Origin of the sequence: Curtobacterium sp. UNCCL17, assembly GCF_000686685.1 — a bacterium.
In the GTDB taxonomy this organism is placed as follows: domain Bacteria; phylum Actinomycetota; class Actinomycetes; order Actinomycetales; family Microbacteriaceae; genus Curtobacterium; species Curtobacterium flaccumfaciens.
On record NZ_KK366002.1, the window covers coordinates 567,323 to 592,912 of the forward strand.

The following is a 25,590-nucleotide window of genomic DNA, read 5'->3' on the forward strand; positions in this document are numbered from 1 at the left end:
CCATGAGCGACCAGAACCAGTCAGCCGGCCAGCACCGGGACCGCACCGTCGTCCTCACCGGGGCCGCCTCACCACGGGGCATCGGCCGCGCCACCGCCCACCACCTGGCCGAGGCCGGGTGGGACGTCGGGATCATCGACCTCGACCAGACGGCGAGCGAGCAGGTCGCCGCCGAGATCCGCGAACAGCACGGCGTGCGGGCCGTCGGCGTCGGGGCGAACGTCGCCGACGAGTCCGCCGTCCGTGCGGCCTTCGACACGATCGAGGCCGAACTCCGGCCGATCACCGCACTCGTGAACCTGGCCGGGGTCTCGTCCGCGCACGCCTACCTCGACCTGCCCGAGGGGGAGTGGCACCGGGTGCTGTCGATCAACCTCGACGGTGTGCACTTCGCCAGCCTGCGGGCGGCCGAGTCGATGGTGCGGTCCGGCTACGGGCGCATCGTGAACCTGTCGTCGGTCTCCGCCCAGCGCGGCGGCGGCACCTTCAGCAAGACCCCGTACACGGTGGCGAAGGCCGGCGTGATCGGCCTGACCCGTGGCCTGGCGCGCGAGTTCGGCCCGCGCGGCGTCACGGTCAACGCGATCGCCCCCGGTCCGATCGACACCGACATCATGGGCGGCACCCTGTCCGAGGAGCGGAAGGCCGAGATGGCCGCCGACGGCGTGCTGCCGCGCATCGGCACCCCGCGGGACATCGCCGCCGCCGTCGCGTACCTGATCAGCGAGGACGCCGGGTTCGTCACGGGCCAGACGCTCAACGTCGACGGCGGCCTGTACATGCACTAGGGCCAGCCGCCCACGGAACGCGCGCCGACCGGGCGACGCGATCCGAGCCTCCCATCCGGACGACCGAAACGACCGCCGGACGCCAGAACGACCGCACCGTGCTCGCAAAGGAGCGAACCCGTGTCACTACCCCCTGCCCCCGCGCTCGGGTCGACGAACGACCCCGGCCTGAAGTCCGCCATCGGCAAGGCGACGAAGCACCTCATGCCGATGCTCGTCATCCTGTACTTCGTCGCGTTCCTCGACCGCACGAACGTCGGCTTCGCCGAAGAGGCCCTGCGCGTCGACCGTGGCATCTCGGACGCCGCCTTCGCCCTGGGCGCCGGCATCTTCTTCATCGGCTACGCGATCTTCGAGATCCCGTCGAACCTGCTGCTCAAGCGGTTCGGTGCGCGCTTCTGGCTCGCCCGCATCGCCGTCACGTGGGGCATCGTCGCCGCACTGTTCGCCTTCACGACGAACGACACGATGTTCATCATCCTGCGCTTCATCCTGGGTGTGACCGAGGCCGGGCTGTTCCCGGGCGTGATCATGTACCTGTCCGAGTGGTTCCCGAACAAGGTGCGCGTGCGCATGTTCGCGATCTTCTACCTGGCGCAGCCGTTCTCGCAGATGATCGGCGCCCCGCTGTCCGGCGGCCTCATCAGCGTCGGTGACCAGGTCACGCCGTTCCACGGCTGGCAGGTCATGTTCGCCGGCGAGGGGATCCTCGCGGTGCTGGCGGGCATCGCGGCCCTGGTGTTCCTGACGAACAGCCCGCAGCAGGCGAAGTGGCTCGAACCGGGCGAGAAGGCGTCGCTCACCGCGGCCATGGAGCGCGAGGACACCGCCCGCAGCGAGGACGGCCCGAAGGGCATCTGGCGCGCGATGGCGAGCGGGCGCGTCTGGTACTTCACGATCATCTACTTCTGCCTGCAGGTCGCCGTCTACGGCACGACGTTCTACCTGCCGCAGCAGGTGTCCTCGCTGCTCGGGCAGGACGTCGGCTGGCAGGTCGGTCTGGTGTCCGCGATCCCGTGGCTCGTCGGGCTCGTCGCCTGCTACCTGATCGGGTCGCGTGCGGACTCCGTCGGTCGCCGTCGTCGCTGGGGCACCCTGTTCTACGTCACGACCGGCCTGTCGATCCTCGGCTCGGCGTGGGCGGGTGCGAACGGGCAGCCCGTGCTCGGCATCCTGTTCATCACCCTGGCCGTCGCGAGCTTCCTGGCCGTCGGCCCGATCACCTGGGCGTACCCGACGGCGTTCCTGACCGGTGCCGCAGCCGCCGCGGGCATCGGCCTGATCAACTCGCTCGGAAACCTCGGCGGGTTCGTCGCCCCGATCATGCGCACCGCGATCAACGAGGTGGTGCCCACCGACAGCGGTGCGTTCGGCATCGTCTCGCTCGGCGTCCTGGCGTTCGTCGCCGCGGTGATGATCTTCTGCACCAAGTTCTTCCGCGGGGCCAAGGCCGACGAACTGCTCGACACCTCGCACGTCCGCACCACCGACCCGAAGGGCAGCAAGCGATGACCAGACTGTTCAACGACCCGGCGGACTTCGCCGACGAGGCGACCGACGGCTTCGTCGCCGCGAACGAGCGGTGGGTGCGCGGGGTGCACGGCGGGGTCGCCCGTTCCACCACGAGCCCCGACGGCACGGTCGCGGTCGTGATCGGCGGCGGCTCGGGGCACTACCCCGCGTTCGGCGGGCTGGTCGGACACGGCCTGGCCGCCGGTGCCGCGATGGGCAACCTGTTCGCCAGCCCCAGCGCGCAGCAGGTCACCGGGGTCGCGAAGGCCGTGGAGCACGGTGGCGGGGTGCTGCTCAGCTACGGCAACTACGCCGGTGACGTCCTGAACTTCGACGCCGCGGCCCGCACGCTCGAGGCCGACGGCATCCCGGTCCGGACGGTCCGCGTCACCGACGACGTGAAGAGCGCCCCGGCTGACGACCGCGCGAAGCGCCGCGGCATCGCGGGTGACCTCTGCGTCTTCAAGGTGGCCGGCGCCGCCGCCGAGCGCGGGGACGACCTCGACACGGTCACCGCCGTCGCCGAACGGGCGAACGACCGGACGCGCAGCTTCGGCGTCGCGTTCTCCGGGTGCTCCCTGCCCGGCGCCGAGGAACCCCTGTTCACGGTGCCCGAGGGCCGGATGGCGGTCGGCATGGGCATCCACGGCGAGCGTGGCATCGACGAGACGGACGTGCCCACCGCCGACGGGCTGGCCGAGCTGCTGGTGTCCCGTCTGCTCGACGAACTGCCCGACGGCGTGGCACTCGAGGGCCAGCGTGTGGTCCCGATCCTGAACGGCCTGGGCTCGGTCAAGTACGAGGAGCTCTTCGTCGTCTACCGCTCGGTGCAGCGGCGCCTGGCGGACGCCGGGGTCGTCATCGTGGAGCCCGAGGTCGGCGAACTCGTCACGAGCTTCGACATGGCCGGGGTCTCCCTGACGCTGTTCTGGCTCGACGACGAGCTCGAGGAACTCTGGGCAGCACCCGCGGACACGCCCGCCTACCGCAAGGGCGGTGCGGTCGCCGAACAGCGGGTCGACCCGTCCACCGTGGCGGCGGACGCCGAGGGCGTCGGCATCGGCCCGGCGACCGACGAGTCCCGTGCGGTCGCCGAGCAGGTCGCCGCCGGCTTCGCCGCGGTCCGCGCCGTCCTCGACGAGCACGCCGACGAACTCGGGCGCATCGACGCCGTGGCCGGTGACGGCGACCACGGCATCGGGATGCAGCGCGGATCGCACGCCGCCGACGTCGCAGCCGCCGACGCGGTCACCCGCGGTGCCGGTGCCGGCACCGTCCTGCTGGTCGCCGCGGATGCCTGGTCCGACAAGGCCGGCGGCACGTCCGGTGCGATCTGGGGTGCCGCCCTGGAGGCACTGGGTCGCGTGGTCGGGGACGAGTCGCGTCCGTCGGGTGCCACCGTCGCGCAGGGGGTCCGCGCGGCCACCGAGGCCGTGCTCGCGTTCGGCGCCACCGTCGGTGACAAGACGATGGTGGACGCCCTGGTGCCGTTCGACGAGGTGCTCCGCACCCGGCTCGAGGCCGGGGCGGCGCTCGCCGAGGCCTGGGTCGACGCCGTCCGTGCCGCTCGCGAAGCCGCCGACGCCACCGAGTCCCTGGTGCCGAGGATGGGCCGGGCGCGCACCCATGCCGACCAGGCCGTCGGCACCGCCGACCCCGGTGCGCTGTCCTTCGCCCTCGTCGTGGAGACGGTCGCCCCGTGATCACCGTCGGGGTGTCGCTGAAGACGTACTTCTCGCACGCCCGGACGCTGTCGTGGGCGGCCGAGGTCGCCGACATCGCCCGGCGACACCCCGCGGTGCGCTCGGGTGCGGCGTCGCTCTTCGTGGCGCCGACGTTCCCGGCCCTCGTCCCGGTGCGTGAGCTGCTGACCGGCACCGGTGTGCAGCTCGCCGCGCAGGACCTGTCGTGGGCCGACGCGGGCGCGTTCACCGGCGAGGTCTCGGGCGCCGAACTGCGGGAGATCGGTGTCGACCTGGTCGAGATCGGGCACGCCGAACGGCGCTCCCTGTTCCACGAGGACGACGCGACGATCGCGGGGAAGGTGCACGCGGCCTTCCGCAACCACCTGCGTCCGCTGGTCTGCGTCGGGGAGCCGGACCGGGCCTCCGATCCGACGGAAGCGGTGGCGGCGGTGACCGCGCAGCTCGACCGGGCCGTCTCCACCGCCGTCGCGGACGGTCTCGCCGGACCCCTGACCGTCGCCTACGAACCGGTGTGGGCGATCGGCGCACCGGCACCCGCACCGGACGACCACATCGTGGCGGTGCTCGCCGGGATCGAGCAGCACCTCGCCACCCGGCCCGAGTTGCACGGCAGCACCGTCCTCTACGGCGGCAGTGCCGGACCAGGCCTGCTGACCCGGGGGCAGGGCCGGATCGGCGGGTTGTTCCTCGGACGGTTCGCCCACGACCCCGCAGCGGTCCGGGCCATCCTCGACGAGGTCGCGGCGCTCAGCTGAGCTGGTCGCGGACCGGCCGTGGGGCGCGACCGAGCAGTTCGCCGAGCAGCGGATCGGTGCCGGCGAACAGGCCCCGCTCGGCGGCCTGGTACATGCCGAGCAGGAACGCGACCATGTGCGGGTCCTGCCCCGCTGCCAGCGCACGGGCACGCCACTCGTCCTCGCCCAGGGCCTCGAACCCGATTTTCCGACCGGACACCTCGGACGCCTGCCGAGCCAGGTCGGCGAAGGTCGGCGCGTCCGGAGCGGTGAGCGTCACCGGCCCGTCGAACGGCTGGTCGGCGAGCAGGATCGCGGCGGCTGCCTCGGCGGCGTCCTCGCGGGCGGTCCACGACACCGGGCCGTCGACGGGGACGGACACCGTGCCGGTCTCCTGCCACGGGCCCGTCATCCAGGCGGCGCTGTGCGCGTAGAAGCCGTTCCGCAGGCTCGTCCACGGCAGCCCGGAGTCGCGGAGCAGGTCCTCGGTGGCGGCGTGGTGCGCTGCGGGCACGAAGGGCGAACCGTGCGCGGCGCCCTGGTGGCTCGTGTACAGGACCCGGCCGACGCCGGCGTCGACGGCTGCGTCGACCGCGGCGCGGTGCAGCGCGACGGCGTCGGCGGCCGGGTCGCTCGACGAGACGAGCAGGAGCTGATCGGCGCCCGCGAAGGCTGCCGGCAGGGTCTCCGGTTCGGCGTAGTCGCCGCGGCGGACCTCGACGCCGCGGTCGGCGAACCGCTGTGCTCGGGCCGGATCACGGGTCACCACCGCCAGGTCGGACGGCGCGAGGTGCTCGAGCAGGTGGTCGGCGGTGGCGCCGTTGAGGGCTCCGGTGGCCCCGGTGATGACGATCATGACTTCTCCGTATCGGTGGAAACAGTGTGCTGGTAGCGCTGGTAACACAGTGATAGCACAGATCCGTTATCGTTGTTCCGTGATCGAGCAGGGAAGCCAGCGCGACGAGACGCGTGCGCGCATCGTCGAGGTCGCCGGCACCATGCTGCGCGAACGCGGTGCCGCGGCCGTGACCACGCGGGCGGTTGCGGACGGCGCAGGCGTCCAGGCACCGACCATCTACCGGCTGTTCGGCGACAAGGACGGTCTGCTCGAAGCGGTCGCCGAGCACGCGATGGCGACGTTCTCGGCGATGAAGGCCGACGCCGTCCGGGCTGCTCGTGACGAGGCGACCGACCCCGTCGAGGACCTGCGCACCGGGTGGTCGATGACGATCGGCTTCGGGCTGGCGAACCCCGACCTGTTCGTGCTGTTGAGCGACCCGGAGCGCGGCCGTCGGTCGGCAGCCGCCCGCGCCGGTACCGCGCTGCTCGCCGAACGCATCCGGCGGGTGGCCGAGGCCGGACGACTGGCCGTGCCGGAACACCGCGCGGTCGAGCTCGTGCACGCGGCAGGCACCGGTGCGGTGCTCGCGATCCTGGCAGCTCCGGCGGACGAGCGGGACCCGTCACTCGCCGATGACGTCCTCGACGCGGTGCTCGGGCGGATCCTCGTGCCGAGCGGGCCGACGACGGACGACGGTGGCGCGGCCCCAGGTGGTCGCGGTCGGGGGACCGACGCCGTGGCGAGCGCCGCGATCACGCTCCGTGCCGCAGCGCCCCGGCTCGATCGACTGTCGGCAGCCGAGCGGACGATGCTCGCGGAGTGGCTCGACCGGATCGCCGCGGACTAGTCCTCGCGGGCGCCCGCCAGCCCGTGGTCGTGTGCGTAGACGACGAGCTGCACCCGGTCGCGCAGCGACAACTTGCCCAGGATGCTCGAGATCTGGGTCTTCACCGTCGACTCGGTCACGTACTCCCTGGTGGCGATCTCGGCGTTCGACAGGCCGCGGGACGCCCACCCGAACACGACGCGCTCCCGCTCGGTCAGGGTCGCGAACTCCGGCGGCTGCGGTGCGGGGGCCCGCGCCACGTCGGTGCCGAACAGCTGCGCGAGGTCGTTCGGTGCGATGACCGAGCTGCCCTCGTGCACGGCCCGCACCGCGGCGAACAGGAACGGCGGCGTGGTGTCCTTGAGCAGGAACCCGCTGGCGCCGAGCCGGATCGCGGTCGCCGCCGCCGGGTCGAGCCCGAAGGTGGTGAGCACGACGATGCGGGGCAGTGGGCCCGGGACGGCGCCGGAGTAGAGCTGCCGGACGGTCTCCACGCCGTCCATGCCGGCCATCCGCATGTCGAGCAGCACCACGTCGGGGCGCACCTCGGGGATGAGCGCGAGCGCTTCGGCGCCGTCGGAGGCCTCACCGACCACGCGCATGTCGTCCTGGGCGTCGAGCACCACCCGGAGCCCGGCGCGGAACAGCGCCTGGTCGTCGGTGAGCAGGATCCTGATCGGTTCGGTCATCGGACGGGTCCCCCTTGGACGTCGAACGGGATGCGGGCGCGTGCCGTGAACACGTCGTCCAGCACGGCGGCGTCGAACGACCCACCGAGGGCGCCGAGGCGCGAGTCCATGCCGTCGATCCCGCGGCCCGAGCCGGCGGTGGTGCCGTCTCCGGCGACGTTCTCGACCTCGAGCACCAGGTCGGCGTGCCGCCAGGTCTCCCGCACGACGACCGGGTTGCCGGGGGCGCCGTGGCGCAGGGCGTTCGTGAGCATCTCCTGCAGCACGCGGCGGGCGGCGGTGCCGGTGTCCGGGCGCAAGGCCAGCGGGACCCCGCGCACCGTGCGGTCGACGTCGACCCCGGCGTCGCGGATGCCCTGCACGATCTCCTCGAGCGAGCCCGGGCCGGTCGCCTCGGCGGAGCCGTCGATGTGCCCGAGGACCTGTCGGACTTCGACCAGGGAGCTCCGGGCGGTGCTCGCGATGGTGGCGCTGACCGCTCGGATGCGCGCCTCGTCGTCGAGGAACGGCACCGAGTCGGCCTGCGCGATGATGACCGCGAGTGAGTGGCCGACGACGTCGTGCACGTCGCGGGCGATGTCCGCGCGGATGCGTTCGGACTCGGCGACGTCGATGGCGCGGGTGGCGGTGGCCTCGGCCTCGGTGGCGACGGCCTCGGCACGTGATGCTGCGGCCTCGGCGTCGGCACGGCGCTCCGACTCGCGGTCGCGGGAGCGGAAGGCCCGGACGGCGACCCCGCCCGCCCAGACCCCGAGCAGCGCGGTCACCGGGGCGGCCATCGCCAGGAAGGCCTGGTCGCGCGGGCCGTTGATGAGCACGAGGAACCGGAAGCCGGTCGACGCCAGGTAGACCGTCGCACCGGCCCCGGCGACGACCGCGAGCACGCCGGAGACGACGACCTCGGTGCGGGTGCCCACGACGGCGGCGGTGCCGATCACGACGAAGAGCGCGAGGTCCACCAGCGACGGGCGCTCGCCGCCGCCGACCTGGATCACCCCGAGGACGACGACCATGGCCATCGCGGCGGACGGGGAGATGCGACGCAGGGCGATCGCCACCGAGGCCGACAGCACCGCGGCGAGGCTCGCGTGCTCGAGCTCGAGGTCGATGGGCAGCAGGAAGACGAACGCCGCCAGGGCCGCCCAGGCCACGTCGACGGCGATCGACCGGGTGGCGAGCGGCCGGAGGAACCTGCCCCGTTCGGTCACGAGAGCGATCCTCCCATGCCGTACCGGCGTCACGCGGGCGGGGTCATGGCCATGAGTGCGATGACGGTGGTGACCACGATCGCCGCGCAGAGCAGCAGGGTGGCGATCGTGTGCTTGGTCGAGGTCTGCATGCTCCCAGCCTGCGCAACCGGACGGCCGAGGGCATCGGGCGGTCGACCGAAGGGACTCGTCCTGCCGGGTGAAGCCGACGGTGGACCCCGATCCGTCGAACGGCGCATCCGGGACACCCTCTGCGTGATCCGGCCACCTTGGACGGCTGCTCAGTGCCCCCGGCGAACCATCGGCCGTGCAATCGCTCGATCGACACGAAGGAGCACGATTTGTACTTCCACAAGCAGGAACTCCAGTTCACGGCAACGCCCGACAAGCCCGACGCGATCTACGCCCGCAAGCTGCAGGAGGTGCTCGGCGGCCAGTACGGAGAGATCTCCGTCGCGCTGCAGTACCAGTTCCAGGCGTGGAACATGCACATCCCCGGCAAGTACCGCGACATGGTGTTCGGCATCGGCGCCGAGGAGATGGGCCACGTCGAGATGCTCGCGACGATGATCGCGCAGCTGCTCGAGAAGTCCCCGCTCGGCATCACCGAGGACGCGCTGCAGGACGACCCCACGGTCGCCGCGATCGTCGGCGGCACCGACGTCCAGCACGCGATCGTCGCCGGTGCGGGCGCCCGTCCGGTGGACAGCAACGGCAACCCCTGGCAGGGCTCGTACATCACCGCCAGCGGCAACCTGCTCGCCGACTTCACGGCGAACGAGAACGCCGAGATGCAGGGTCGTGTGCAGGCCGCCCGGCTCTACCACATGACCGACGACCACGGCGTGCGGGACCTGCTGTCCTTCCTCATCGCCCGCGACACCATGCACCAGAACATGTGGGCGACCGCTGCCGCCGAGCTGCGCGAGAAGGGCGTCGAGGGCTTCCCCGTGCCGAGCAACTTCCCGCAGTCGAAGGAGAACCAGGAGGTCAACTACCAGTACCTCAACTTCTCCGACGGTGCCGAGGCGAAGAACGGCCCGTGGGCGAGCGGCCCCTCGTTCGACGGCAAGGGCGAGTACTCGTACCACGACGGCCCGACCACCTCGGTCCCGATGCCCCCGCCCACGCACCCCGACGTCCGGCTCTACGGCACCACCGAGCTGCCGAACGTCGTCGAGAAGACGGCAGGCCTGGTGCAGGACAAGCTGAACAAGGAGTAGTCCCGACGGTCGCCCACGCGACCCACGGATGACAGGAGGCCCGGCGCACGACGTGCACCGGGCCTCCTGTCCGTCAGGTGGTCACCGCACCGACGGGGCGGGCCCGCCCACGGTCATCAGCGCCCCCGTCTCGGGTTCTTCGTCGCGGGGTGCCTCGAAGATGCCCGAGTAGGCGCGGACCGCGCTCCACCCCGCGATCAGCAGGGCCGTGCCGAGGACCGCCGCGACCCAGGGCGCCAGGAGCGACTGCTCGAACAGCCGGGGCACGGCGACCCAGGTCAGGAACGTGCCGGTCAGGCTGCCGGTCGCCCCGAGGAGCACGGCGGTGCGCCGGTCCAGGCTCGTCAGCGCGAGCGCCGCGGTGACGACGAGGACCGCGACCACCGCGTTCAGCAGGACGGACGTCATCGCTCAGCTCCTCACTCGGCGGCGGCGCCGGAACCGACCGCGAGCTGCTCGGACGCGCCACCGACGGTGACGGCGATCTTGCGCGGCTTCGCGGACTCCTTGACGGGGATCGTGACGCTCAGCACGCCGTTGTCGTACCCGGCGGTGATGCGCTCGGCGTCGAGGCCGTCGCCGAGCGTCAGCTGCCGGACGAACGTGCCGGGCTGGCGCTCGCGCGTGAGCCACTGCGAGCCCTCGGGGGCGCCCAGGGTGCGCTCGGCGCGGATGGTCAGGACGGAGCCGTCCACGTCGATGTCGACGGAGCCCGGGTCGATGCCGGGCAGGTCGACGTCGAGGACGTAGTGGTCCCCGGTGCGGTACAGGTCCATCGGCATCGAGCGCGGACCGGCTGCGGTGCCGAGGAGCGAACCCGCGAGTCGGTCGAGCTCGCGGAACGGGTCGAAGTTCATCGTCATCGAAATCAACTCCTTCGTGGTTCTCGTTGAGTCCCCTCGACTCAACTGCCACCGTTTTAGCACTCGACCCTGATGAGTGCCAAGAGATCGCTCGGAGGACGCCGAGAACTCAGCCGAGCAGGGGCTCGAGCCGCGCGACCGCCGTCCGCAGGTGCACCAGGGCCTCGCCGGGCGACTCCACCCGGGCCGCGGGCGCGGACAACGTCAGCCCCGCCACGAGCTCACCGCGCTCGCCGCGGACGGGCAGTGCCAGGCACCCGAAACCCCGCACGAAGGCACCGACCTGCGACGCCGAGGCGCCGCCGGCCGCGTGCAGCCGCCCCATCGCGCTCGACCCGGGTGCCGATCGCAGGGCGGTCGCGTCGAGGAGCGGGAAGTCCGGGTCGACGTCGACGTCGCAGATCCCGTCGGCGTCGTACCGGGCCAGGTGCACCCCGGCGCGGACTGCCGAGCGCACGTCGGACAGCACGGACCGGACGGCGCGGGGGAGTGGTGGGACAAACGGGGCCGCGGCCGGGGCGACACCGGCGAGCTCCGAGACCTTGTGCCCCAGTGCGAAGCCACGCAGGTCCGGCAGCCGCACCAGGTACTCGTCCTCCACGAGCAGCGTGATGAGCCGGTAGGTGGTCGCCCGCGGCATCCCGAGCGCGTCCGAGATCTGCTGGGCGGTGACGCCGGGCCCGGCGTGCGCGACCGCCTCGAGCACCGCGAGGGCGTTCTGGATCGCCTTCGGCTGCCGCGCGCGGAGACCGGGTTCGCTCACCGCACCCCCGTCCCGTGGCCGGGTCCGGCGGACGACCGGGAGGCGCCCAGCAGGTCCGCCTCGACCGGCACGTCGTACACCGCCCGGCTCCGACCCCGTCGCCAGGGTCGCCGACGGGTCGCCACCAGGAACGCGACGACGACCGCGGTGACCGCCCCGACGGCGAGGACGACGGCCGGCCACCGGGGCGATGCGGCCTCGACCCCGGCGTAGGTGAGCAGCACGGCGGTGAGCAGGACACCGGTCGTCACCGCGGTGGTCGCCACCCCGGTCGTCAGCTCGCCGATGCGTCGCAGGAACACCGGAGCCGCGAAGCACGTCATCGCGTACGCCGTCAGGTACCCGAGTGCCGCGACGACGAGTTCGGCCTCCATCAGGGACCAGGTCGGGATGCCGGTGAGGAGCCCGAGGACCGGCAGCGCGGTCAGCACCGAGCATGCCAGCACCCCCGCGACGAAGGGTGTCCGGAACCGGGGCGACGCCCGCCCGAGGGCGGCCGGCAGCACCCCTTCACGGCCCATCGCGAACAGCACCCGGACGAGCGCCGTCGTCGAGGCGATCGCGCACGCGGCGAACGAGGCGGCGATCCCGAGGTCGAGCGCCCACCCGACCCACTGCATGCCGAAGGCCGTGGCGAGCTCGTTGACCGGCGACGCGCTCGTGGCGAGGTCGGCGCCGATCGCGGCGAACCCGGTCTGCTGGGCGGCAGCGCTCACGACGTAGAGCACGCCCGCGACCAGGACGGTCCACGAGATCGCGCGGGGGATCGCCTGGAACGGACGCCGGGCCTCCACACCGAGCACCGACGCGCTCTCGAACCCGACGAAGGCGGTGACCGCGAGCGCCGTGCCCACCGCGAAGGGCGCCGGTGCGGTCGGGCCGAGTGCGAGGGCGGACGTGTCGACGGGCTGCAGCCGTGCGACCAGGGCGACGATCAGCACGACGATGACGGCGACGGACAGGGTCTCGACGAGCAGGGTGAGGCGCGTGGACAACCGGACCCCGAGGGCGATGACGGCGAACACCGCGGCACCCATGGCGGTGATCACCACGACCGTGACCAGGGAGCCGGTGCCGGCCGTCGGGACGAACCGGGACAGCAGGTAGTCGAGGTAGTAGCCGCTGCCGGTGAGCGAGAACATCGCGATGAACCCGTAGCCGAGCAGCAGTGCGGCGCCCGCGACCACACCGGCCGCCGGCCCCAGGCCGAGCGAGACGTAGGTGTAGAGCGAGCCGGTGCCCGCCACGCGTCGGACGAACTGGTTCACGGTGCGTCCGACCAGGAACGACAGCGCCATCGCGGCGAGCAGGGACCACGTCGCGCCCTGCCCGGCGACGGTCGCGACCAGCACCGGGATCGTGGTGGCCGCCGCCGACGGTGCGACCGCGGACACCGACTGCGCCAGCACGTCGACCGGGCCGATGCTCCGCCGGGACAGCCCGTCGACGGGGGAGCGCGTGCCGATGCCCGGCACCCGTGGCGGGTCGGCGATGGCACGGTCGAGCGCGGTCATGCGGCAACGGTACGGGGGCTGCGTTGCCCCGGTGTCTCGGTCGTGTTTCGCGGTGGTCTCGGGCAAATGAGACGCCTCGCCCGGGCCGTCCCATTCGGGTGCGTGCGGGTTTCACACCCGTGGAACGGGGGCGCAACCCCAGCGCGGGACCGTGGTCCCACCCCGACCCAGTCACCCGAACCGGAAGGCCACGATGTCCAGCATCACGAAGGACCCCGCGTCACTCGGAGCCGTACCCGCACCGCAGCGGACCATGCGCGGCTCGCTCGGCGTCACCGCGATCGTGTTCATGGTCGTCGCGGCCGCCGCCCCGCTCACCGTCGTCGGCGGTGCCGCCCCGCTGGGCATGCTGCTCGGCAACGGCGTCGGGTTCCCGTCGCTCTACGCCGCGTCCGCCGTGATCCTGCTGCTGTTCTCGGTGGGTCTGGCGGCGATGACCCGGCACCTGCCACGACCCGGCGCCTTCTTCACGTTCGTGGGCCACGGGCTCGGTCGTCCGGCCGGTGCGGGAGCGGCCACCCTGGCGCTGCTGACCTACACGACGATCCAGGTCAGCGTGCACGGCTACATCGGGTACCTGCTCGGGGTGACCGTCACGGGCCTCGGTGGGCCGGACATCCCCTGGTACGTGTGGTCCCTGGTCGTCGTGGCGCTCGTCGGGGTGCTCGGCTACCGGCACATCGACCTGTCGAGCAAGGTCCTCGGCGTCCTGCTCGTCGGCGAGGTCGGGATCGTGCTCGTCCTGGTCGCCGCGATCGTGTTCCGCGGCGGTGCCGACGGGCTCTCGCTCGCGCCGTTCGAACCGACCCACGTCATGTCCGGCTCACCCGGCGTCGGCCTCATGTTCGCGATCGCGGCGTTCATCGGGTTCGAGGCCACCGCGATCTTCCGCGACGAGGCGAAGGACCCGGAGCGCACGATCCCACGGGCCACCTACACCGCCGTCATCGGCATCGGGGTGTTCTACACGCTGGCGTCGTGGGGACTCGTGATGGCCTGGGGTCCGGACGGCGTGCTCGCCGAGGCCGCGAAGGACCCGGGCGCGCTCATCCTCACCACGGCGGCGCGGTACATCGGCACCGCGGGCGAGGCCGTGATGAACGTGCTGCTGCTCACGAGCATGTTCGCCTGCGTCCTGTCCTTCCACAACGTCATCACCCGGTACCAGCACTCGATGGCGAACGCCTCGCTCCTGCCCGGTCGTCTCGGCACCGTGCACCGCAAGCACGAGTCGCCGCACACCTCGAGCGTCGTGCAGACCGTCACCGCCGCCGTGCTCATGGTCCTGTTCGCCGTCCTCGGCCTCGACCCGGTCCTGCAGGTCTTCAGCTGGTTCGCCGGGGTCGCCACCCTGGGCGTGGCGATCCTGATGGCCGCGACGAGCCTCGCCGTCATCGTCTACTTCCGCCGGAACCGCGCCGACCGCCGCATCTGGAACACCGTCATCGCCCCGGTCCTGGGGTTCGTCGGGCTCGTCGCCTCGGCCGTCCTGATCTGGGCGAACTTCCCGACGCTCGTCGGTGACGTCGACGGTTCCGGAGCGAGCGTCTTCGGTGTCGTCAGCACCGTGCTCACCGGCCTCGTCGTGGTCGTGCCCGCCGTCGGCGTGCTGCAGGCCGTGGTGCTGCGACGGCGCGACCGCCGCCGCTACGACCAGATGCTCGACCGTCTCGCCAGCGACGGCTGACCGACCCACCCGACCCGCGCCTCCAGACCGAACCGAAGGAACCACCAGCATGACCCTCACCGATCCCGTCACCGCCACCACCCACCCGCTCGCGAACCTGAGCCCCGACGAGTTCACCGCCGTCCGCGACGTCGTCACGGCGCAGCCGGACTGGACCGACACCACGCGCTTCGTCTACGTCGGCCTCGACGAGCCGCACAAGCAGCAGGTCCTGGCCTGGCAGGCCGGCGACGGTCCCCTGCCGGACCGCCGTGCCCGCGTGATGCTCCTCGACATGGCGACCGGACGCTCCACCGACGGCGTCGTCTCGATCACCGACCGGATCGTCCTGTCCACCGACGTGCTCGACGGGTCCCGTGGACAGCTGCCCGTCCTCATCGAGGAGTTCGACGCCGTCGGCGAGATCGCGAACGCGGACGAGCGCTGGGTCGCCGCCCTGGCGAAGCGCGGCCTGACGCCGGACGAGGTGAAGTGCGTCCCGCTGTCGGCCGGGTACTACGACTACCCCGAGGAGGAGGGGCGCCGGATCCTCCGCGTGCTCGCCTTCCGCCAGGACCACCCCGCCGACCACGTCTGGGCGCACCCCGTGGACGGCCTGTCCGTGTACGTCGACGCCGCCAACCGCGCGGTGACCCGCATCGTGGACGTCGCGGAGATGCCCGTGCCCGCCACGTCCGGCAACTTCGACGACCCGGCGGTGCAGGGCGAACCGCTCGACCTCAAGCCGATCGTCATCACGCAGCCCGAGGGGCCGTCGTTCTCGGTCGACGGCGAGTTCGTCGAGTGGGCGAACTGGCGGTTCCAGGTCGGGTTCGACGCCCGAGAGGGGCTCGTGCTCCGGCAGCTGTCGTGGCAGGACGGTGCGCGGCTGCGGCCGATCGTCTACCGGGCCTCGATCGACGAGATGCTCGTGCCCTACGGCGACCCGTCGCCGGTGCGGTTCTGGCAGAACTACTTCGACACCGGCGAGTACCTGTTCGGACGCTTCACCAACTCGCTCGAGCTCGGTTGCGACTGCGTCGGCGAGATCAAGTACTTCGACGCCGTCCTGGCGGACGAGCTCGGCAACCCGCAGACCATCCGGAACGGCATCTGCATGCACGAGGAGGACTTCGGCACGCTGTGGAAGCACGGGGACATCTACACCGGGTCGCAGGAGGTCCGGCGCTCCCGTCGGCTGGTGATCTCGTTCTTCACCACCGTCGGCAACTACGACTACGGGTTCTACTGGTACCTGTACCTCGACGGCACGATCGAGTGCGAGGCGAAGCTCACCGGAGTCCTCTTCACCTCGTCGTACCCGGGTCGGACGGAGTCCGGTGCGGACTACCCGTACGCCTCCGAGGTCGCGCCCGGCCTCGGCGCCCCGTACCACCAGCACCTGTTCTCGGCACGGCTGGACATGATGGTCGACGGGCTGTCGAACGCGGTGGACGAGGTCGACGCCGTCCGGGTCCCGGTCGGCCCGGGCAACGAGCACGGCAACGCGTTCACGAAGTCGGTCACCCGTCTGTCGTCCGAGTCCACCTCCGGCCGTCTCGCCGACGCGTCGAAGGCCCGGACGTGGTTCATCTCGAACACCGAGGAGCGCAACCACCTCGACCGCCCGACCGGGTACGTGCTGTACCCGCAGGACGCTCCGGTGCTGCTCGCGGACGACTCGTCGTCGGTGGCCGCACGCGCCGAGTTCGCGCGGAAGCACCTGTACGTGACGCAGTACGACCCGGCCGAGCGCTTCGCCGCCGGTGACTTCGTGCACCAGAACCCCGGCGGGGACGGCGTCGCCCGGTACGTGCAGGGGGACCGTCCGCTCGACGGCGAGGACATCGTGCTGTGGCACACCTTCGGTCCCACGCACTTCCCCCGGCCCGAGGACTGGCCCGTCATGCCCGTCGACTACGCCAAGTTCACGCTCAAGCCGTACGGGTTCTTCCCGCGGAACCCGGCCCTGAACGTGCCGGCGTCGATCGGGGCGTCGGCCGGGTCGCACTGCTCGCACCACGTCTCCGGCGCCGTCGAGGCCGCACACGACGCAGCCGAGCACCAGCACGACCACGGGCACGACCACGGGGACGGGCACTGACGTGACCGACCTGCTCGGGCTCGCGGCCATCGTGCCGGCGTCGGCCGGGGCCTGCTGCACGGTCGGGGCCTGGCGCCCCGGCCGTGCGGTCGACGTCGTCGCCGCGGTCGCGATGGTGGCGGCGATGGTCGACGGAGCGTTCGGACCCCGGGTCCTGCCGGGTGTCCTGTGGTTCCTGGTGCTCGCGTTCCTCGCCGTGGTGGTCGCCGGGGTGCACCGGTTGCAGTCCACGTCCGCCTGGAGGCGCGGGTCGGCTCAGCCGCCCGGCGCGGCCTCGGCGCACGGCCGGTACGGGCGGCTGCACGCTGCCCTGGGCCTGCTGGTGATGGGTGCGACGGGAGTCGGCATGGCGCACGACGCCGGCGCCGCGGGGATGCACCAGCACCTCGGGGTGGTCGCGGTGACGTGGCAGGTGGTGCTCGGCGGGTTGACCCTCGGGTACCTGGTGCTCACTGTCCACATGCTCCGTGACGGCGTCCGGCGACGATCACGTGCGCTGCCGCTGGTCGAGACCCTGGCGATGGGTGTCGCGGTCGCGGTGATGTCCGCGGCGATGGTCTGAGGCGCTCGCCGGTCGCCGGGTGCCGCGTGCCGGTGGCGGTCCGTCCTGCTCAGCGCGCCAGGAACGGGTCGATGACCGCCCACGTCGCGTCGGGGGCCTCGAGGTGGGGCAGGTGCCCGGCCGCCGGGACCTCGGCGAACACCGCACCCGGCACGGCCGCCGCCACCGCGCGACCGTACGCCGGGGTCACGACCCGGTCGCTCGCGCCGAACACCACGAGCGTCGGCACCCGCACGGCACCGAGCCGACCGAGCAGCGTCGGGTCGCTCATCGAGCGGCCGGCGACGACCGCCATGGTCTGCCCGTTCGACCGCTGCACCGCGCGCTGTTCCTCTGTGACGGACGCCGGGTCCTGGTACCCCCGCTCGGGATCGTGCCAGGCGACCTCGGCCAGCCCGCGGGCATCGAGGGCGAAGAAGTCGGCGATCGGTTCGCCCTCGACCACCGCACCCACGCCGTCGATGTCGAGGACGGTGCCGACGACCCCGGCGAACCGGTCGTCGGCAGCTGCCTGCACGGCCATCTCGAGGGCGATCCAGCCGCCGATGGAGGACCCGACCACCACGACGTCCTGCTCCCCGGTGGCGACGAGCTGCTCGAGGTACGCGGTCGCCAGGGCCGGGACGGAGTCGATCCCATCGGGGCGCGGGGTGCCGTCCCACCCGGGGTGCGTGGGGGCGACGACGTGGAAGGCGGGTGCGAGGTGCGCGACGATCGGCGCGACGGTCCGGGGGCCGCCGCCGCCGTGCAGGACGAGCGCGGTGTGGGTTCGGGTGTCGGTCATGGGTTCTCCGTATCAACATGTTTATGTACGAGTGTTGATACCGTAGCACCATGCCGACCGACCTCGAAGCCCTGGGCCACGCCGTCAAGCGGGCGCAGTACCGCAACCACCGCACGATGGACGCCGCCCTGCGCGACCTCGGCGTGACGCTCGTGCAGTGGGACGCCCTGCGCGCGATCGACCGGATGCCCCGCGCCTCCGGGCACGACCTCGCCGTCGCGACGTTCCAGAGCGACCAGGCCTTCGGCACCCTCGCGAACCGGATGCTCGACCGTGGTCTCATCACCCGGACCGCCGGACGCGGCCGCCGGATCGAGCACACCGTCACCGAGGACGGGCGGCGGGTGCTCGACGAGGGGCACCGCATCGCCGAGGGGGTGCTCGACTCCCTGTTCGCACCCCTCGACGAGCCGCGACGGGCGGCGCTCCTGCAGCTCCTGACGACCCTGACGGATGCCGCCGAACCGTTCGGCGCGCAAAACGTACACAGTGCGAATGGTTCGTTGAACTGATCGTTCACTTCGTGAAAGAGTTCAGGCGTCCGCAGGGGACACACGGCAAGCAAGAAGGGCGGGACAGGACATGCACAGCACGTACTCCGGGATGCCTCGGACGGCACGGATCGGTGGCAGCCACACGCGCGTCGGTCTCACCGACCCGGCGATCATCGACGCGTACGTCGAGCGGCGCATCCAGGACCCCTCGCTGCTCGCCGGTCGTCCCGAACCGTCCTACGCGGACTTCTTCAGCACGCCTGCCGTTTAGCAAGGAGCGCATGACCCCATGCCGTTGACCGTCGTCCGTCGAGAGCACGTCCACCTCTACGCCCGCGAACCCGAGTCCGGGGTCGCGAAGACCGCCGTCGACGCGCTGCTGCGCCTGCAGCACGCCGAGGACCAGCAGATCGAGTCCGCCCGCATCGAGAGCGGCCTGTCGAAGAACGAGTTCCTCGCCGTCCGGTACATGCTCCAGGCGCACCGGGACGGCCGGACGATGGGCCCGAAGGACCTCGCCGTGATGCTCGCCGTCTCGAACGCCTCGGTCACCAAGATCGTCGACGGGCTCGTGCAGAAGGGCCTGCTGTCGCGCACGGCGCACCCCACCGACCGTCGTGCGCAGGTACTCGCCCCGACCGCCCAAGCCGCCGAGAAGATCGACGCCTCGTACGCGCGCTTCCACGCGGCCGTCGTCGACGTGCTCGAGCAACTCCCCGACGCGGACAACGCCGTCCTCGCCGACTCGCTCACGAAGATCGTCGACGCGCTCGCTGCGGGCACGCCCGCGCCGGTCGACGAGTACACGGTCGACGACCAGGACTGACGCGAGCGCGCCCGGCTGACGCGACCCGGCGGGTGTGACGCGACCCCGATACGGACGGGAGGCCCGTGGTGCGCCCGCCACGGGCCTCCAGTCCGGACGGTGGCGAGAAAACCTTCCAGCGGTAAGTTGGGTGCATGACCCACCCCGCGGACGACGCCGACGCGGCCCAGCCGCGCCGCGGCGGGTACCGCAAGGGCGCTGAGCGGCGCACGCAGATCCTCGACGAGATGATCCGCATGGTCGCGGAGCAGGGGGTCGACGCGTCGTCGCTCCGCTCGGTGGCCGAGGCCCTCGGGATCACGCACGCGGCACTCCGCCACTACTTCCCGAGCCGCGACGAACTGCTGCTCGCCGTCTACCGGGAGCACGAGGTCCGCGAGCAGGGCGCGCCCGACCGGATGAAGTCGGCGATCGGCGACATGCGCGAGAGCGCATCGCGCAACCGGGCCGTGCCGGGGCTGGTGCAGCTGTACACGACCCTCGCGGCCGACGCCGTGCAGGAGGGCCACCCGGCCACACGCGACTTCATGCGTGAACGCTTCGCCCGGCTGCGCGCCGAACTCGCCGAACTGATCGAGGCGGACCAGGCGAGTGGCCGGATCCGCGCCGACCTGGACCCGGTCGACCTGGCGAGCCTGAGCATCGCGGCATCCGACGGGCTGCAGGTCCAGTGGCTGCTCGACCCGGACGCCGTCGACGGCGAGCGGGTGCTGCGGCTGCTCGAGCAACTGGTCCCGCCGGTGCGCTGAGCGGCCACGGGGTACGCCCAGACCGCCGGTGGCACAGCGACCGGCCGGTAGAAGGGCAGCATGACCACTTCCACGCGCACCCCGCTCGGCGTCACGCTCGTCGACGGGGGCGCCAACGTCGCCCTGTTCTCGAGCACCGCCGAGCGGGTCGAGTTCTGCACCTTCGACGACGACGGCACCGAGCACCGCACCGAGCTCCGCAACCGCACCGGCTACACCTTCCACGACGTCGTCCCCGGCGTGAGGGTCGGCACCCGCTACGGCTTCCGTGTGCACGGCGCGTGGGACCCGGCGAACGGCCTCCGCCACAACGGCGCGAAGCTCCTGCTCGACCCCTACGCCACCGCCGTCGACGGCACCTACGAGTGGGGCCAGGCGCTCTTCGGTCACGACATGGACGAGCCCGAGCAGATCGACGAGACCGACTCGGCCAGCGCGATGCCCAAGTCGGTCGTCGCCGACCGATCCTTCGACTGGGACGGTGACACCCTGCTGCGGACCCCGCTCGCCGACACCGTCGTGTACGAGGTGCACGTCAAGGGCTTCACGAAGCAGCACCCGGACGTCCCCGAGGAGATCCGCGGCACCTACGCCGGCATGGCCCACCCGGCAGCGATCAAGCACCTCACCGACCTCGGCGTCACCGCGGTGGAGCTGCTGCCGACGCACCAGTTCGTGCAGGACTCGACGCTCCTCGACAAGGGCCTCCGCAACTACTGGGGCTACAACAGCATCGGCTTCTTCGCGCCGCACGACGAGTACTCGTCCGCAGGCACCGCCGGGCAGCAGGTCGCCGAGTTCAAGGAGATGGTGAAGGCCCTGCACGCCGCGGGGCTCGAGGTCATCATGGACGTCGTCTACAACCACACCGCCGAGGGCAACCACATGGGCCCGACGCTGTCCTTCAAGGGGATCGACAACCAGTCGTACTACCGGCTGGTCGAGGGTGACGAGGCGAACTACTTCGACACCACCGGCACCGGCAACAGCCTGAACGTCGGGCACCCGGCGGCCCTCGGACTCATCATGGACTCGCTCCGCTACTGGGTCGAGGAGATGCACGTCGACGGCTTCCGGTTCGACCTGGCCACGACGCTCACCCGCCAGGACGGCGAGGCCGAGAAGCACTCCGCGTTCCTCGACATCATCCACCAGGACCCCGTGCTGCGCGAGGTCAAGATGATCGCCGAGCCGTGGGACACCGCCGGCTACCAGGTCGGCGGGTTCCCGGCCGACTGGTCCGAGTGGAACGGCAAGTACCGCGACGACCTGCGGGCTTTCTGGCGCGGCGACGAGGGCGCCCTCGGCGACGCCGTGCAGCGGGTCCTGGGCAGCCCGGACGTCTACGAGGGCTCGCGGCGCTCCCCGCTGTGCTCGATCGACTTCGTGACCGCCCACGACGGTTTCACCCTGGCCGACCTGACGATGTACGCCGACAAGCACAACGAGGCGAACGGCGAGGACAACAACGACGGCGAGAGCGACAACACCTCGTTCAACGGCGGCATCGAGGGGCCGACCGACGACGGCGCGGTGAACGACTACCGCGACCGGCAGCGCCGCAACTTCCTCGGCACCCTGCTGCTCTCCGCCGGCGTGCCGATGATCCTGGGTGGTGACGAGCTCGCCCGGTCACAGGGCGGCAACAACAACGCGTACTGCCAGGACGACGAGATCTCGTGGTTCGACTGGGCCGCCGCCGACCAGGACCTGCTCGCCTTCACCACGGCGGCCATCGCGTTCCGTCGGCGGCACCAGGCCCTGCGCCCGGAGTGGTTCCGCACCGCGCCGGGTGACTCGGAGTCGACGGTGACCGTGCTCCGTGCCGACGCCGCCGGGTTCGAGGACAGCGACTGGGCGGACGGCGGCAACCGGGCCGTGACGCTCGTGCTGCACCAGGGCGACGACACCGTGGCCGTGCTGCTGAACGCGTCGGACACCACGGTCGAGTTCACGCTGCCGGAGCGTCCGGGTGGGGGCAGCTGGTCCCTCGGGCTGTCGAGCGACCCCGACCAGGCCGTGGTGGGCGACGCGGCGACGCTGCTCGTGCGCGACGCGTCCTTCACCGCGCTGGTCTGACGGGCGCGTTCGTTCGCGCGGGGGCGTCGTGATCGTCGCTCGTGTCGTGGTCTTCGCTTGGTGAGCAGCAATGGTCGGGTCCCCGTTCGGGACCCGACCATTGCTGCTCACGAAGTGGTGCGCGCGGCGCTCCTGGGTGCTCCTAGGCGTTCGCGCCCGCGGTCAGCACGGCTGCCGCGGGGTCGAAGTCCTCGGGGAGCGGCGGGATCGCGTCCACGGTCGACGTGATGTCGACGGCGGAACCCGACTCGGCGGCGTCACGGATGCCGAGCAGCACGTCGAGCACGTGCAGCGCGACGGCGCCGGAGGCACGCTCGGGGCGGTCCTCGGCGATGGCGCGGGCGAGCTCGACGACACCGGTGCCACGACCCCAGGTGGAGCCGACGGCCTCGAGCGTCTCGGGCTCGTCCTGCCCGTAGCGCCAGAGCTGCGACGAGCCCTCGAACGTGTTCGGGTCCGGCAGCGAGATCGTGCCGAGCGTGCCGTTGATCTCGACGAAGCCCATGCGCGGCAGGGCGTGCTGGAACGAGAACGTCGACTGGGCGGACTGCCCGCCGGCGAACTCGATCAGGGCCGCGTGGTGCGTCGGGACCTCGACCGGGAACGTCTCGCCGGCGCGGGGGCCGGACGCGATCGTGCGACGGTCGAGCGACTTCGACGAGACGGCCTGCACGCGCGAGGCGGTGCCGAACGCGTGCACCAGGGTCGTCACGTAGTACGGGCCCATGTCGAACAGGGGGCCGGCACCGGTGGCGAACAGGAAGTCCGGGTTCGGGTGCCACGCCTCGGGTCCGGGGACGTGGAACAGCGTCGTCGCGGACAGCGGCTCGCCGATGTCACCGCGGGCGATGGCCCGGAGCGCCGTCTGGATGCCCGCGCCGAGCACGGTGTCCGGAGCGGTCGCGACACGCAGGCCCTTGGCCTTCGCCGACTCGAGCACCGCGGCGGCCGACGCGTGGTCGGTCGCGATCGGCTTCTCGCTCCAGACGTGCTTGCCGGCGTCGATGATCTGCTGGTCGACCTCGGCGTGTGCGGCCGGGATCGTCAGGTTGATCACGATCGAGATGTCGTCGCGGGCGAGGAGCTCCTCGACCGATCCCGACGAGGCGACGCCGTACGCCGCCGCCTGCTCGGCGGCACGCTCGAGCAGCACGTCGGCGACGAAGCGGACCTCGACGTCGGCGAACTTGGTCAGGTTCTCGAGGTACTGGGTGGAGATGTTGCCGGCACCGATGATGCCGATCCCGACACGGCTCACTTGTCGTTGTCCTTGAGCCAGGCGAGGGACTCGGTGATGCCCTCGAAGACGTCGCCCTTGTACGCGTCGAACTCGACCACACGGATCGCCTGCGGTGCGGCGGCGAGGATCGCGGTCACGTCGACGTCGCCCTGACCGGCCGGCGTCTGGTTCTCGAAGGCGCGCTGCAGCGCCTCGGGCACGATGAGGGCGCTCTCGGACGAGGGCAGCGCGGTGCGGATGTCACCGTCGACCTTGCCGTCCTTGACGTGGATCGCGACGACACGGTCGCCCAGGCCCTTGAGCACGGCGGGGGCGTCGGCGCCACCGACGGTCGCCCAGAAGGTGTCGACCTCGAGGACGGTCTCCGGCGACAGCTGTGACACGAACAGGTCGTAGACGGTGCGGCCGTCGACCTTGTTCGTGAACTCCCACTGGTGGTTGTGGTACCCGAACTGCAGGCCACGGCCGGCGGCCTCGGCGGTCAGCTCGTTGACGCGCTCGGCGATCTTCGCGACGTCGTCGGCGGTCTGCCAGCGGTCGGTCGGGATGAACGGGTCGATGACGGTGCGGATGCCGAGGCGCTCGGCGGCGTCCCAGATCGGCGCGGTGTCCTCGGCGTCGATCACGGCGACGTGGCCGGACGGAGCCTTGAGGCCGGTGGCCGCGAACGCACGCTCGAGGTCGGTGGCGCGCTCGACGAACGCGTAGGGCTCGACGTTCTCGTACCCGATCTCGGCGACACGGGCGATGGCCTTGTCGAGGTCTTCGGCGATGGCGTCGCGCAGCGAGTACAGCTGCACAGAAGTGGTGGGCATTGCAGAGGCTCCTTCGATCCTGTCTGGGTGTCGCGGCCCGTCGAGGAGCGATGCTCCGCGGCGAGATCGATGACGACGCTACCCCAAAAACCACCCGGTGTGTAGTTTTTGCTGCCCCGTGTGACGCGGCCTGGATGGCCCGCGCATCACGGCCTGCGACGCGACCGGTGTTGCAGACAACACGTGTCGATGTATGCTCGCGTCGGAAAAACCTTGTCAGGCAAGGTTTTCATCGACTCAAGGAGGCGTCATGAGCACACCCGAACCCGGCAGCCCGGCACTGCTCAACCCGGAAGAGGGCATCACCCAGCCCGTCAGCACGGTCAAGGTGGGCATCGGCTACCAGATCGCCCTGTTCCTCGGGCAGTTCGGCCTCTTCGTCGCGCTCATGGCGCCCGTCTACGTGAGCATGCAGCTCAAGGCGCAGGCCCTGGTCGGCGACGACGCTGCGAACGTCATCGGCTCGGTGCTGCCGATCGGCGCGTTCGGTGCGCTCATCATGAACCCCCTCGCGGGTGCCCTGTCCGACCGCACCCGCACGCGCTGGGGCCGTCGTCGCCCCTGGCTGCTCAGCGGTGTCGTGGTCTTCGCGATCGCCCTCGCCTGGATCGCCTACTCGCCGGACGTCCTCAACCTGACGCTGGCCTGGCTGCTCGCCCAGCTCGCCGCGAACGCCACGCTCGCCACCCTGCTCGCGAGCTTCGCCGACAACGTGCCGCAGCTGCAGCGTGGCCGGTCCTCGAGCATCATCGCGCTCGCGCAGAACATCGCCGTGCTCGCCGGCACCTACCTGTCGGTCTTCTTCGTCGCGAACCTGCCCGTGCTGTTCATCGCGCCCGGCATCCTGGCGATCATCCTGGTCGCCGTGTACGCCGTCGTCGCGCGGGACGACCTGCCCACCTACAAGCTCAAGAAGTTCACGTTCCTGAACCTCATCGCGTCGTTCTGGACGAACCCGGTCAAGAACCCGGACTTCGCGTTCGCGTGGTGGTCGCGCTTCCTCATCATCTTCGCGACCTTCATGTTCACGACGTACCGCCTGCTCTACATGGAGCAGCACCTCGGCATCGAGAGCGCGAAGGAGGCGACGGCCGCCGTCGCCTTCGGTGTCCTGCTCTACACGATCGCGCTGCTGGTCAGTGCGGCGCTGTCCGGCTGGGCCTCGGACAAGCTCGGTCGCCGCAAGGTGTTCGTCGGTGGCTCCACGGCGATGTTCGCGGTCGGACTCATCGTGCTGGCGCACGCCGACACGGTCAACGGCTTCTACGTCGCCGAGGTCATCATGGGCTTCGCCTACGGCATCTACTCCGCGATCGACACCGCACTCGTCGTCGACGTCCTGCCGAACGCGGACCGTCCCGGCAAGGACCTCGGCGTCATCAACATCGCCAACGCGCTGCCGCAGTCGCTCGCCCCGGCCGTCGCCCTGTTCTTCCTGAAGATCGGGTCCGGGGACGCCGCCGACAACTACACGCTCATGTGCTGGGCCGCCGGCGCGATCGCCATCATCGGCGCACTCGTCGTGATCCCCATCAAGCGGGTGCGGTAGCGCCCGTCGCGCAACGCGACCAGGAGACGGACTGGAGGCCCGTGGCGACGCCGCC

General features: G+C 71.5%; 25 protein-coding genes. 15 read left to right on the plus strand and 10 right to left on the minus strand.

The genetic code is table 11. The features are described from left to right. The first annotated feature begins 2 nt into the window (after window positions 1-2). From BR70_RS0116560 to BR70_RS0116575, 4 genes are all read left to right on the plus strand, one after another. Window positions 3-788 carry an SDR family NAD(P)-dependent oxidoreductase gene (locus BR70_RS0116560; RefSeq protein WP_027466964.1) on the plus strand — a complete coding sequence of 262 codons (786 nt, stop codon included), beginning with the start codon at window positions 3-5 and terminating at the stop codon, window positions 786-788. A gap of 120 nt (window positions 789-908) precedes the next feature. Then, on the plus strand, window positions 909-2,300 hold the full coding sequence (locus BR70_RS21465) for an MFS transporter (protein WP_035809316.1): 1,392 nt from the start codon (window positions 909-911) through the stop codon (window positions 2,298-2,300). Then, window positions 2,297-4,003 (plus strand): dihydroxyacetone kinase family protein, encoded by a 1,707-nt coding sequence (locus BR70_RS0116570; RefSeq protein WP_027466965.1) that lies wholly within the window; start codon window positions 2,297-2,299, stop codon window positions 4,001-4,003. The genes BR70_RS21465 and BR70_RS0116570 overlap by 4 nt, the downstream gene beginning before the upstream one ends. Next, complete coding sequence (locus BR70_RS0116575) at window positions 4,000-4,761, plus strand: triose-phosphate isomerase family protein (RefSeq protein ID WP_027466966.1); 762 nt, start codon at window positions 4,000-4,002, stop codon at window positions 4,759-4,761. Before BR70_RS0116570 ends, BR70_RS0116575 begins: the two co-directional genes overlap by 4 nt. Here BR70_RS0116575 and BR70_RS0116580 read toward each other — a convergent pair. Continuing rightward, window positions 4,754-5,596, minus strand: a complete 843-nt coding sequence (locus BR70_RS0116580; protein WP_027466967.1) for an NmrA family NAD(P)-binding protein — start codon at window positions 5,594-5,596, stop codon at window positions 4,754-4,756. The genes BR70_RS0116575 and BR70_RS0116580 overlap by 8 nt on opposite strands. 79 nt (window positions 5,597-5,675) lie before the next feature. On the opposite strand from BR70_RS0116580, the gene BR70_RS0116585 reads away from it, so the two are divergent. Beyond that, window positions 5,676-6,428: a TetR/AcrR family transcriptional regulator gene (locus BR70_RS0116585; RefSeq protein WP_027466968.1), complete on the plus strand. Its 753-nt coding sequence runs from the start codon at window positions 5,676-5,678 to the stop codon at window positions 6,426-6,428. On the opposite strand, the gene BR70_RS0116590 is transcribed toward BR70_RS0116585, so the two are convergent. Both BR70_RS0116590 and BR70_RS21470 read right to left on the minus strand, forming a co-directional pair. After that, complete coding sequence (locus tag BR70_RS0116590; RefSeq protein WP_027466969.1) at window positions 6,425-7,096, minus strand: response regulator; 672 nt, start codon at window positions 7,094-7,096, stop codon at window positions 6,425-6,427. The two genes, BR70_RS0116585 and BR70_RS0116590, sit on opposite strands and share 4 nt — an antisense overlap. Next, complete coding sequence (locus BR70_RS21470) at window positions 7,093-8,304, minus strand: sensor histidine kinase (RefSeq protein WP_051597038.1); 1,212 nt, start codon at window positions 8,302-8,304, stop codon at window positions 7,093-7,095. Before BR70_RS21470 ends, BR70_RS0116590 begins: the two co-directional genes overlap by 4 nt. 341 nt (window positions 8,305-8,645) lie before the next feature. On the opposite strand from BR70_RS21470, the gene BR70_RS0116605 reads away from it, so the two are divergent. After that, window positions 8,646-9,527, plus strand: coding sequence for a manganese catalase (locus tag BR70_RS0116605; protein ID WP_027466970.1), 882 nt, complete (start codon window positions 8,646-8,648; stop codon window positions 9,525-9,527). Window positions 9,528-9,608: 81 nt separating this feature from the next. On the opposite strand, the gene BR70_RS0116610 is transcribed toward BR70_RS0116605, so the two are convergent. The 4 genes from BR70_RS0116610 to BR70_RS21475 all read right to left on the minus strand — a co-directional run bounded on the left by BR70_RS0116610 (window position 9,609) and on the right by BR70_RS21475 (window position 12,667). Continuing rightward, window positions 9,609-9,935, minus strand: coding sequence for a hypothetical protein (locus BR70_RS0116610; RefSeq protein ID WP_027466971.1), 327 nt, complete (start codon window positions 9,933-9,935; stop codon window positions 9,609-9,611). A gap of 11 nt (window positions 9,936-9,946) precedes the next feature. Continuing rightward, the gene (locus tag BR70_RS0116615; protein WP_027466972.1) at window positions 9,947-10,390 is read right to left on the minus strand and encodes an Hsp20/alpha crystallin family protein; all 444 of its coding nucleotides are present in this window, start codon (window positions 10,388-10,390) and stop codon (window positions 9,947-9,949) included. Window positions 10,391-10,499: 109 nt separating this feature from the next. After that, entirely contained in the window at window positions 10,500-11,153 is a 654-nt protein-coding gene (locus tag BR70_RS0116620; RefSeq protein ID WP_027466973.1) for a helix-turn-helix domain-containing protein, read from the minus strand. Further along, the gene (locus BR70_RS21475) at window positions 11,150-12,667 is read right to left on the minus strand and encodes an APC family permease (protein WP_051597039.1); all 1,518 of its coding nucleotides are present in this window, start codon (window positions 12,665-12,667) and stop codon (window positions 11,150-11,152) included. Before BR70_RS21475 ends, BR70_RS0116620 begins: the two co-directional genes overlap by 4 nt. A 193-nt stretch (window positions 12,668-12,860) precedes the next feature. On the opposite strand from BR70_RS21475, the gene BR70_RS0116630 reads away from it, so the two are divergent. Genes BR70_RS0116630 through BR70_RS0116640 form a run of 3 tightly spaced genes read left to right on the plus strand, consistent with a single transcriptional unit; the run spans window position 12,861 to window position 16,999 of the window. Further along, the gene (locus BR70_RS0116630; protein ID WP_027466974.1) at window positions 12,861-14,354 is read left to right on the plus strand and encodes an APC family permease; all 1,494 of its coding nucleotides are present in this window, start codon (window positions 12,861-12,863) and stop codon (window positions 14,352-14,354) included. Window positions 14,355-14,403: 49 nt separating this feature from the next. Beyond that, the gene (locus BR70_RS0116635; RefSeq protein ID WP_027466975.1) at window positions 14,404-16,437 is read left to right on the plus strand and encodes a primary-amine oxidase; all 2,034 of its coding nucleotides are present in this window, start codon (window positions 14,404-14,406) and stop codon (window positions 16,435-16,437) included. Between the two features lies 1 nt (window position 16,438). Then, the gene (locus BR70_RS0116640) at window positions 16,439-16,999 is read left to right on the plus strand and encodes a hypothetical protein (protein ID WP_027466976.1); all 561 of its coding nucleotides are present in this window, start codon (window positions 16,439-16,441) and stop codon (window positions 16,997-16,999) included. Window positions 17,000-17,048: 49 nt separating this feature from the next. Here the strand turns inward: BR70_RS0116640 and BR70_RS0116645 are convergent, their stop codons facing one another. Continuing rightward, window positions 17,049-17,783 carry an alpha/beta fold hydrolase gene (locus BR70_RS0116645; RefSeq protein ID WP_027466977.1) on the minus strand — a complete coding sequence of 245 codons (735 nt, stop codon included), beginning with the start codon at window positions 17,781-17,783 and terminating at the stop codon, window positions 17,049-17,051. Between the two features lie 50 nt (window positions 17,784-17,833). Here BR70_RS0116645 and BR70_RS21480 point away from each other — a divergent pair, with 50 nt between their 5' ends. The 5 genes from BR70_RS21480 (at window position 17,834) to glgX (ending at window position 21,931) form a co-directional block, all read left to right on the plus strand. Next, on the plus strand, window positions 17,834-18,295 hold the full coding sequence (locus BR70_RS21480; RefSeq protein ID WP_051597040.1) for a MarR family winged helix-turn-helix transcriptional regulator: 462 nt from the start codon (window positions 17,834-17,836) through the stop codon (window positions 18,293-18,295). A gap of 70 nt (window positions 18,296-18,365) precedes the next feature. Next, a complete protein-coding gene (locus BR70_RS0116655; protein ID WP_027466978.1) occupies window positions 18,366-18,548 on the plus strand; it encodes a hypothetical protein in 183 nt (60 codons plus the stop codon). An 18-nt stretch (window positions 18,549-18,566) separates the two neighbouring features. Further along, complete coding sequence (locus BR70_RS21485; RefSeq protein WP_051597041.1) at window positions 18,567-19,103, plus strand: MarR family winged helix-turn-helix transcriptional regulator; 537 nt, start codon at window positions 18,567-18,569, stop codon at window positions 19,101-19,103. Window positions 19,104-19,237: 134 nt separating this feature from the next. Then, on the plus strand, window positions 19,238-19,852 hold the full coding sequence (locus tag BR70_RS0116665) for a TetR/AcrR family transcriptional regulator (protein ID WP_027466979.1): 615 nt from the start codon (window positions 19,238-19,240) through the stop codon (window positions 19,850-19,852). A 60-nt stretch (window positions 19,853-19,912) separates the two neighbouring features. Then, a complete protein-coding gene (glgX, locus tag BR70_RS0116670; RefSeq protein ID WP_027466980.1) occupies window positions 19,913-21,931 on the plus strand; it encodes a glycogen debranching protein GlgX in 2,019 nt (672 codons plus the stop codon). 142 nt (window positions 21,932-22,073) lie between these two features. Here the strand turns inward: glgX and BR70_RS0116675 are convergent, their stop codons facing one another. Together BR70_RS0116675 and BR70_RS0116680 are read right to left on the minus strand one after the other, a co-directional pair. Beyond that, window positions 22,074-23,189 (minus strand): Gfo/Idh/MocA family protein, encoded by a 1,116-nt coding sequence (locus BR70_RS0116675; protein ID WP_027466981.1) that lies wholly within the window; start codon window positions 23,187-23,189, stop codon window positions 22,074-22,076. Beyond that, window positions 23,186-23,986 carry a sugar phosphate isomerase/epimerase family protein gene (locus tag BR70_RS0116680; RefSeq protein ID WP_027466982.1) on the minus strand — a complete coding sequence of 267 codons (801 nt, stop codon included), beginning with the start codon at window positions 23,984-23,986 and terminating at the stop codon, window positions 23,186-23,188. The genes BR70_RS0116675 and BR70_RS0116680 overlap by 4 nt, the downstream gene beginning before the upstream one ends. Before the next feature lie 250 nt (window positions 23,987-24,236). Between BR70_RS0116680 and BR70_RS0116685 the strand changes: the two genes are divergently transcribed. Continuing rightward, window positions 24,237-25,535, plus strand: a complete 1,299-nt coding sequence (locus tag BR70_RS0116685; RefSeq protein WP_051597042.1) for an MFS transporter — start codon at window positions 24,237-24,239, stop codon at window positions 25,533-25,535. Window positions 25,536-25,590 lie beyond the last annotated feature (55 nt).

Bases quoted from the DNA above. Each gene is read 5' to 3' on its own strand.
- BR70_RS0116665 (WP_027466979.1), top strand. From the start codon at position 19,238: ATGACCCACCCCGCGGACGACGCCGACGCGGCCCAGCCGCGCCGCGGC.
- BR70_RS0116615 (WP_027466972.1), bottom strand. From the start codon at position 10,390: ATGACGATGAACTTCGACCCGTTCCGCGAGCTCGACCGACTCGCGGGT.
- BR70_RS0116680 (WP_027466982.1), bottom strand. From the start codon at position 23,986: ATGCCCACCACTTCTGTGCAGCTGTACTCGCTGCGCGACGCCATCGCC.
- glgX (WP_027466980.1), top strand. From the start codon at position 19,913: ATGACCACTTCCACGCGCACCCCGCTCGGCGTCACGCTCGTCGACGGG.
- BR70_RS0116580 (WP_027466967.1), bottom strand. From the start codon at position 5,596: ATGATCGTCATCACCGGGGCCACCGGAGCCCTCAACGGCGCCACCGCC.
- BR70_RS21475 (WP_051597039.1), bottom strand. From the start codon at position 12,667: ATGACCGCGCTCGACCGTGCCATCGCCGACCCGCCACGGGTGCCGGGC.
- BR70_RS0116570 (WP_027466965.1), top strand. From the start codon at position 2,297: ATGACCAGACTGTTCAACGACCCGGCGGACTTCGCCGACGAGGCGACC.
- BR70_RS21485 (WP_051597041.1), top strand. From the start codon at position 18,567: ATGCCGTTGACCGTCGTCCGTCGAGAGCACGTCCACCTCTACGCCCGC.
- BR70_RS0116635 (WP_027466975.1), top strand. From the start codon at position 14,404: ATGACCCTCACCGATCCCGTCACCGCCACCACCCACCCGCTCGCGAAC.
- BR70_RS0116645 (WP_027466977.1), bottom strand. From the start codon at position 17,783: ATGACCGACACCCGAACCCACACCGCGCTCGTCCTGCACGGCGGCGGC.
- BR70_RS0116560 (WP_027466964.1), top strand. From the start codon at position 3: ATGAGCGACCAGAACCAGTCAGCCGGCCAGCACCGGGACCGCACCGTC.
- BR70_RS0116685 (WP_051597042.1), top strand. From the start codon at position 24,237: ATGAGCACACCCGAACCCGGCAGCCCGGCACTGCTCAACCCGGAAGAG.
- BR70_RS0116590 (WP_027466969.1), bottom strand. From the start codon at position 7,096: ATGACCGAACCGATCAGGATCCTGCTCACCGACGACCAGGCGCTGTTC.
- BR70_RS0116610 (WP_027466971.1), bottom strand. From the start codon at position 9,935: ATGACGTCCGTCCTGCTGAACGCGGTGGTCGCGGTCCTCGTCGTCACC.
- BR70_RS21480 (WP_051597040.1), top strand. From the start codon at position 17,834: ATGCCGACCGACCTCGAAGCCCTGGGCCACGCCGTCAAGCGGGCGCAG.
- BR70_RS0116630 (WP_027466974.1), top strand. From the start codon at position 12,861: ATGTCCAGCATCACGAAGGACCCCGCGTCACTCGGAGCCGTACCCGCA.
- BR70_RS0116655 (WP_027466978.1), top strand. From the start codon at position 18,366: ATGCACAGCACGTACTCCGGGATGCCTCGGACGGCACGGATCGGTGGC.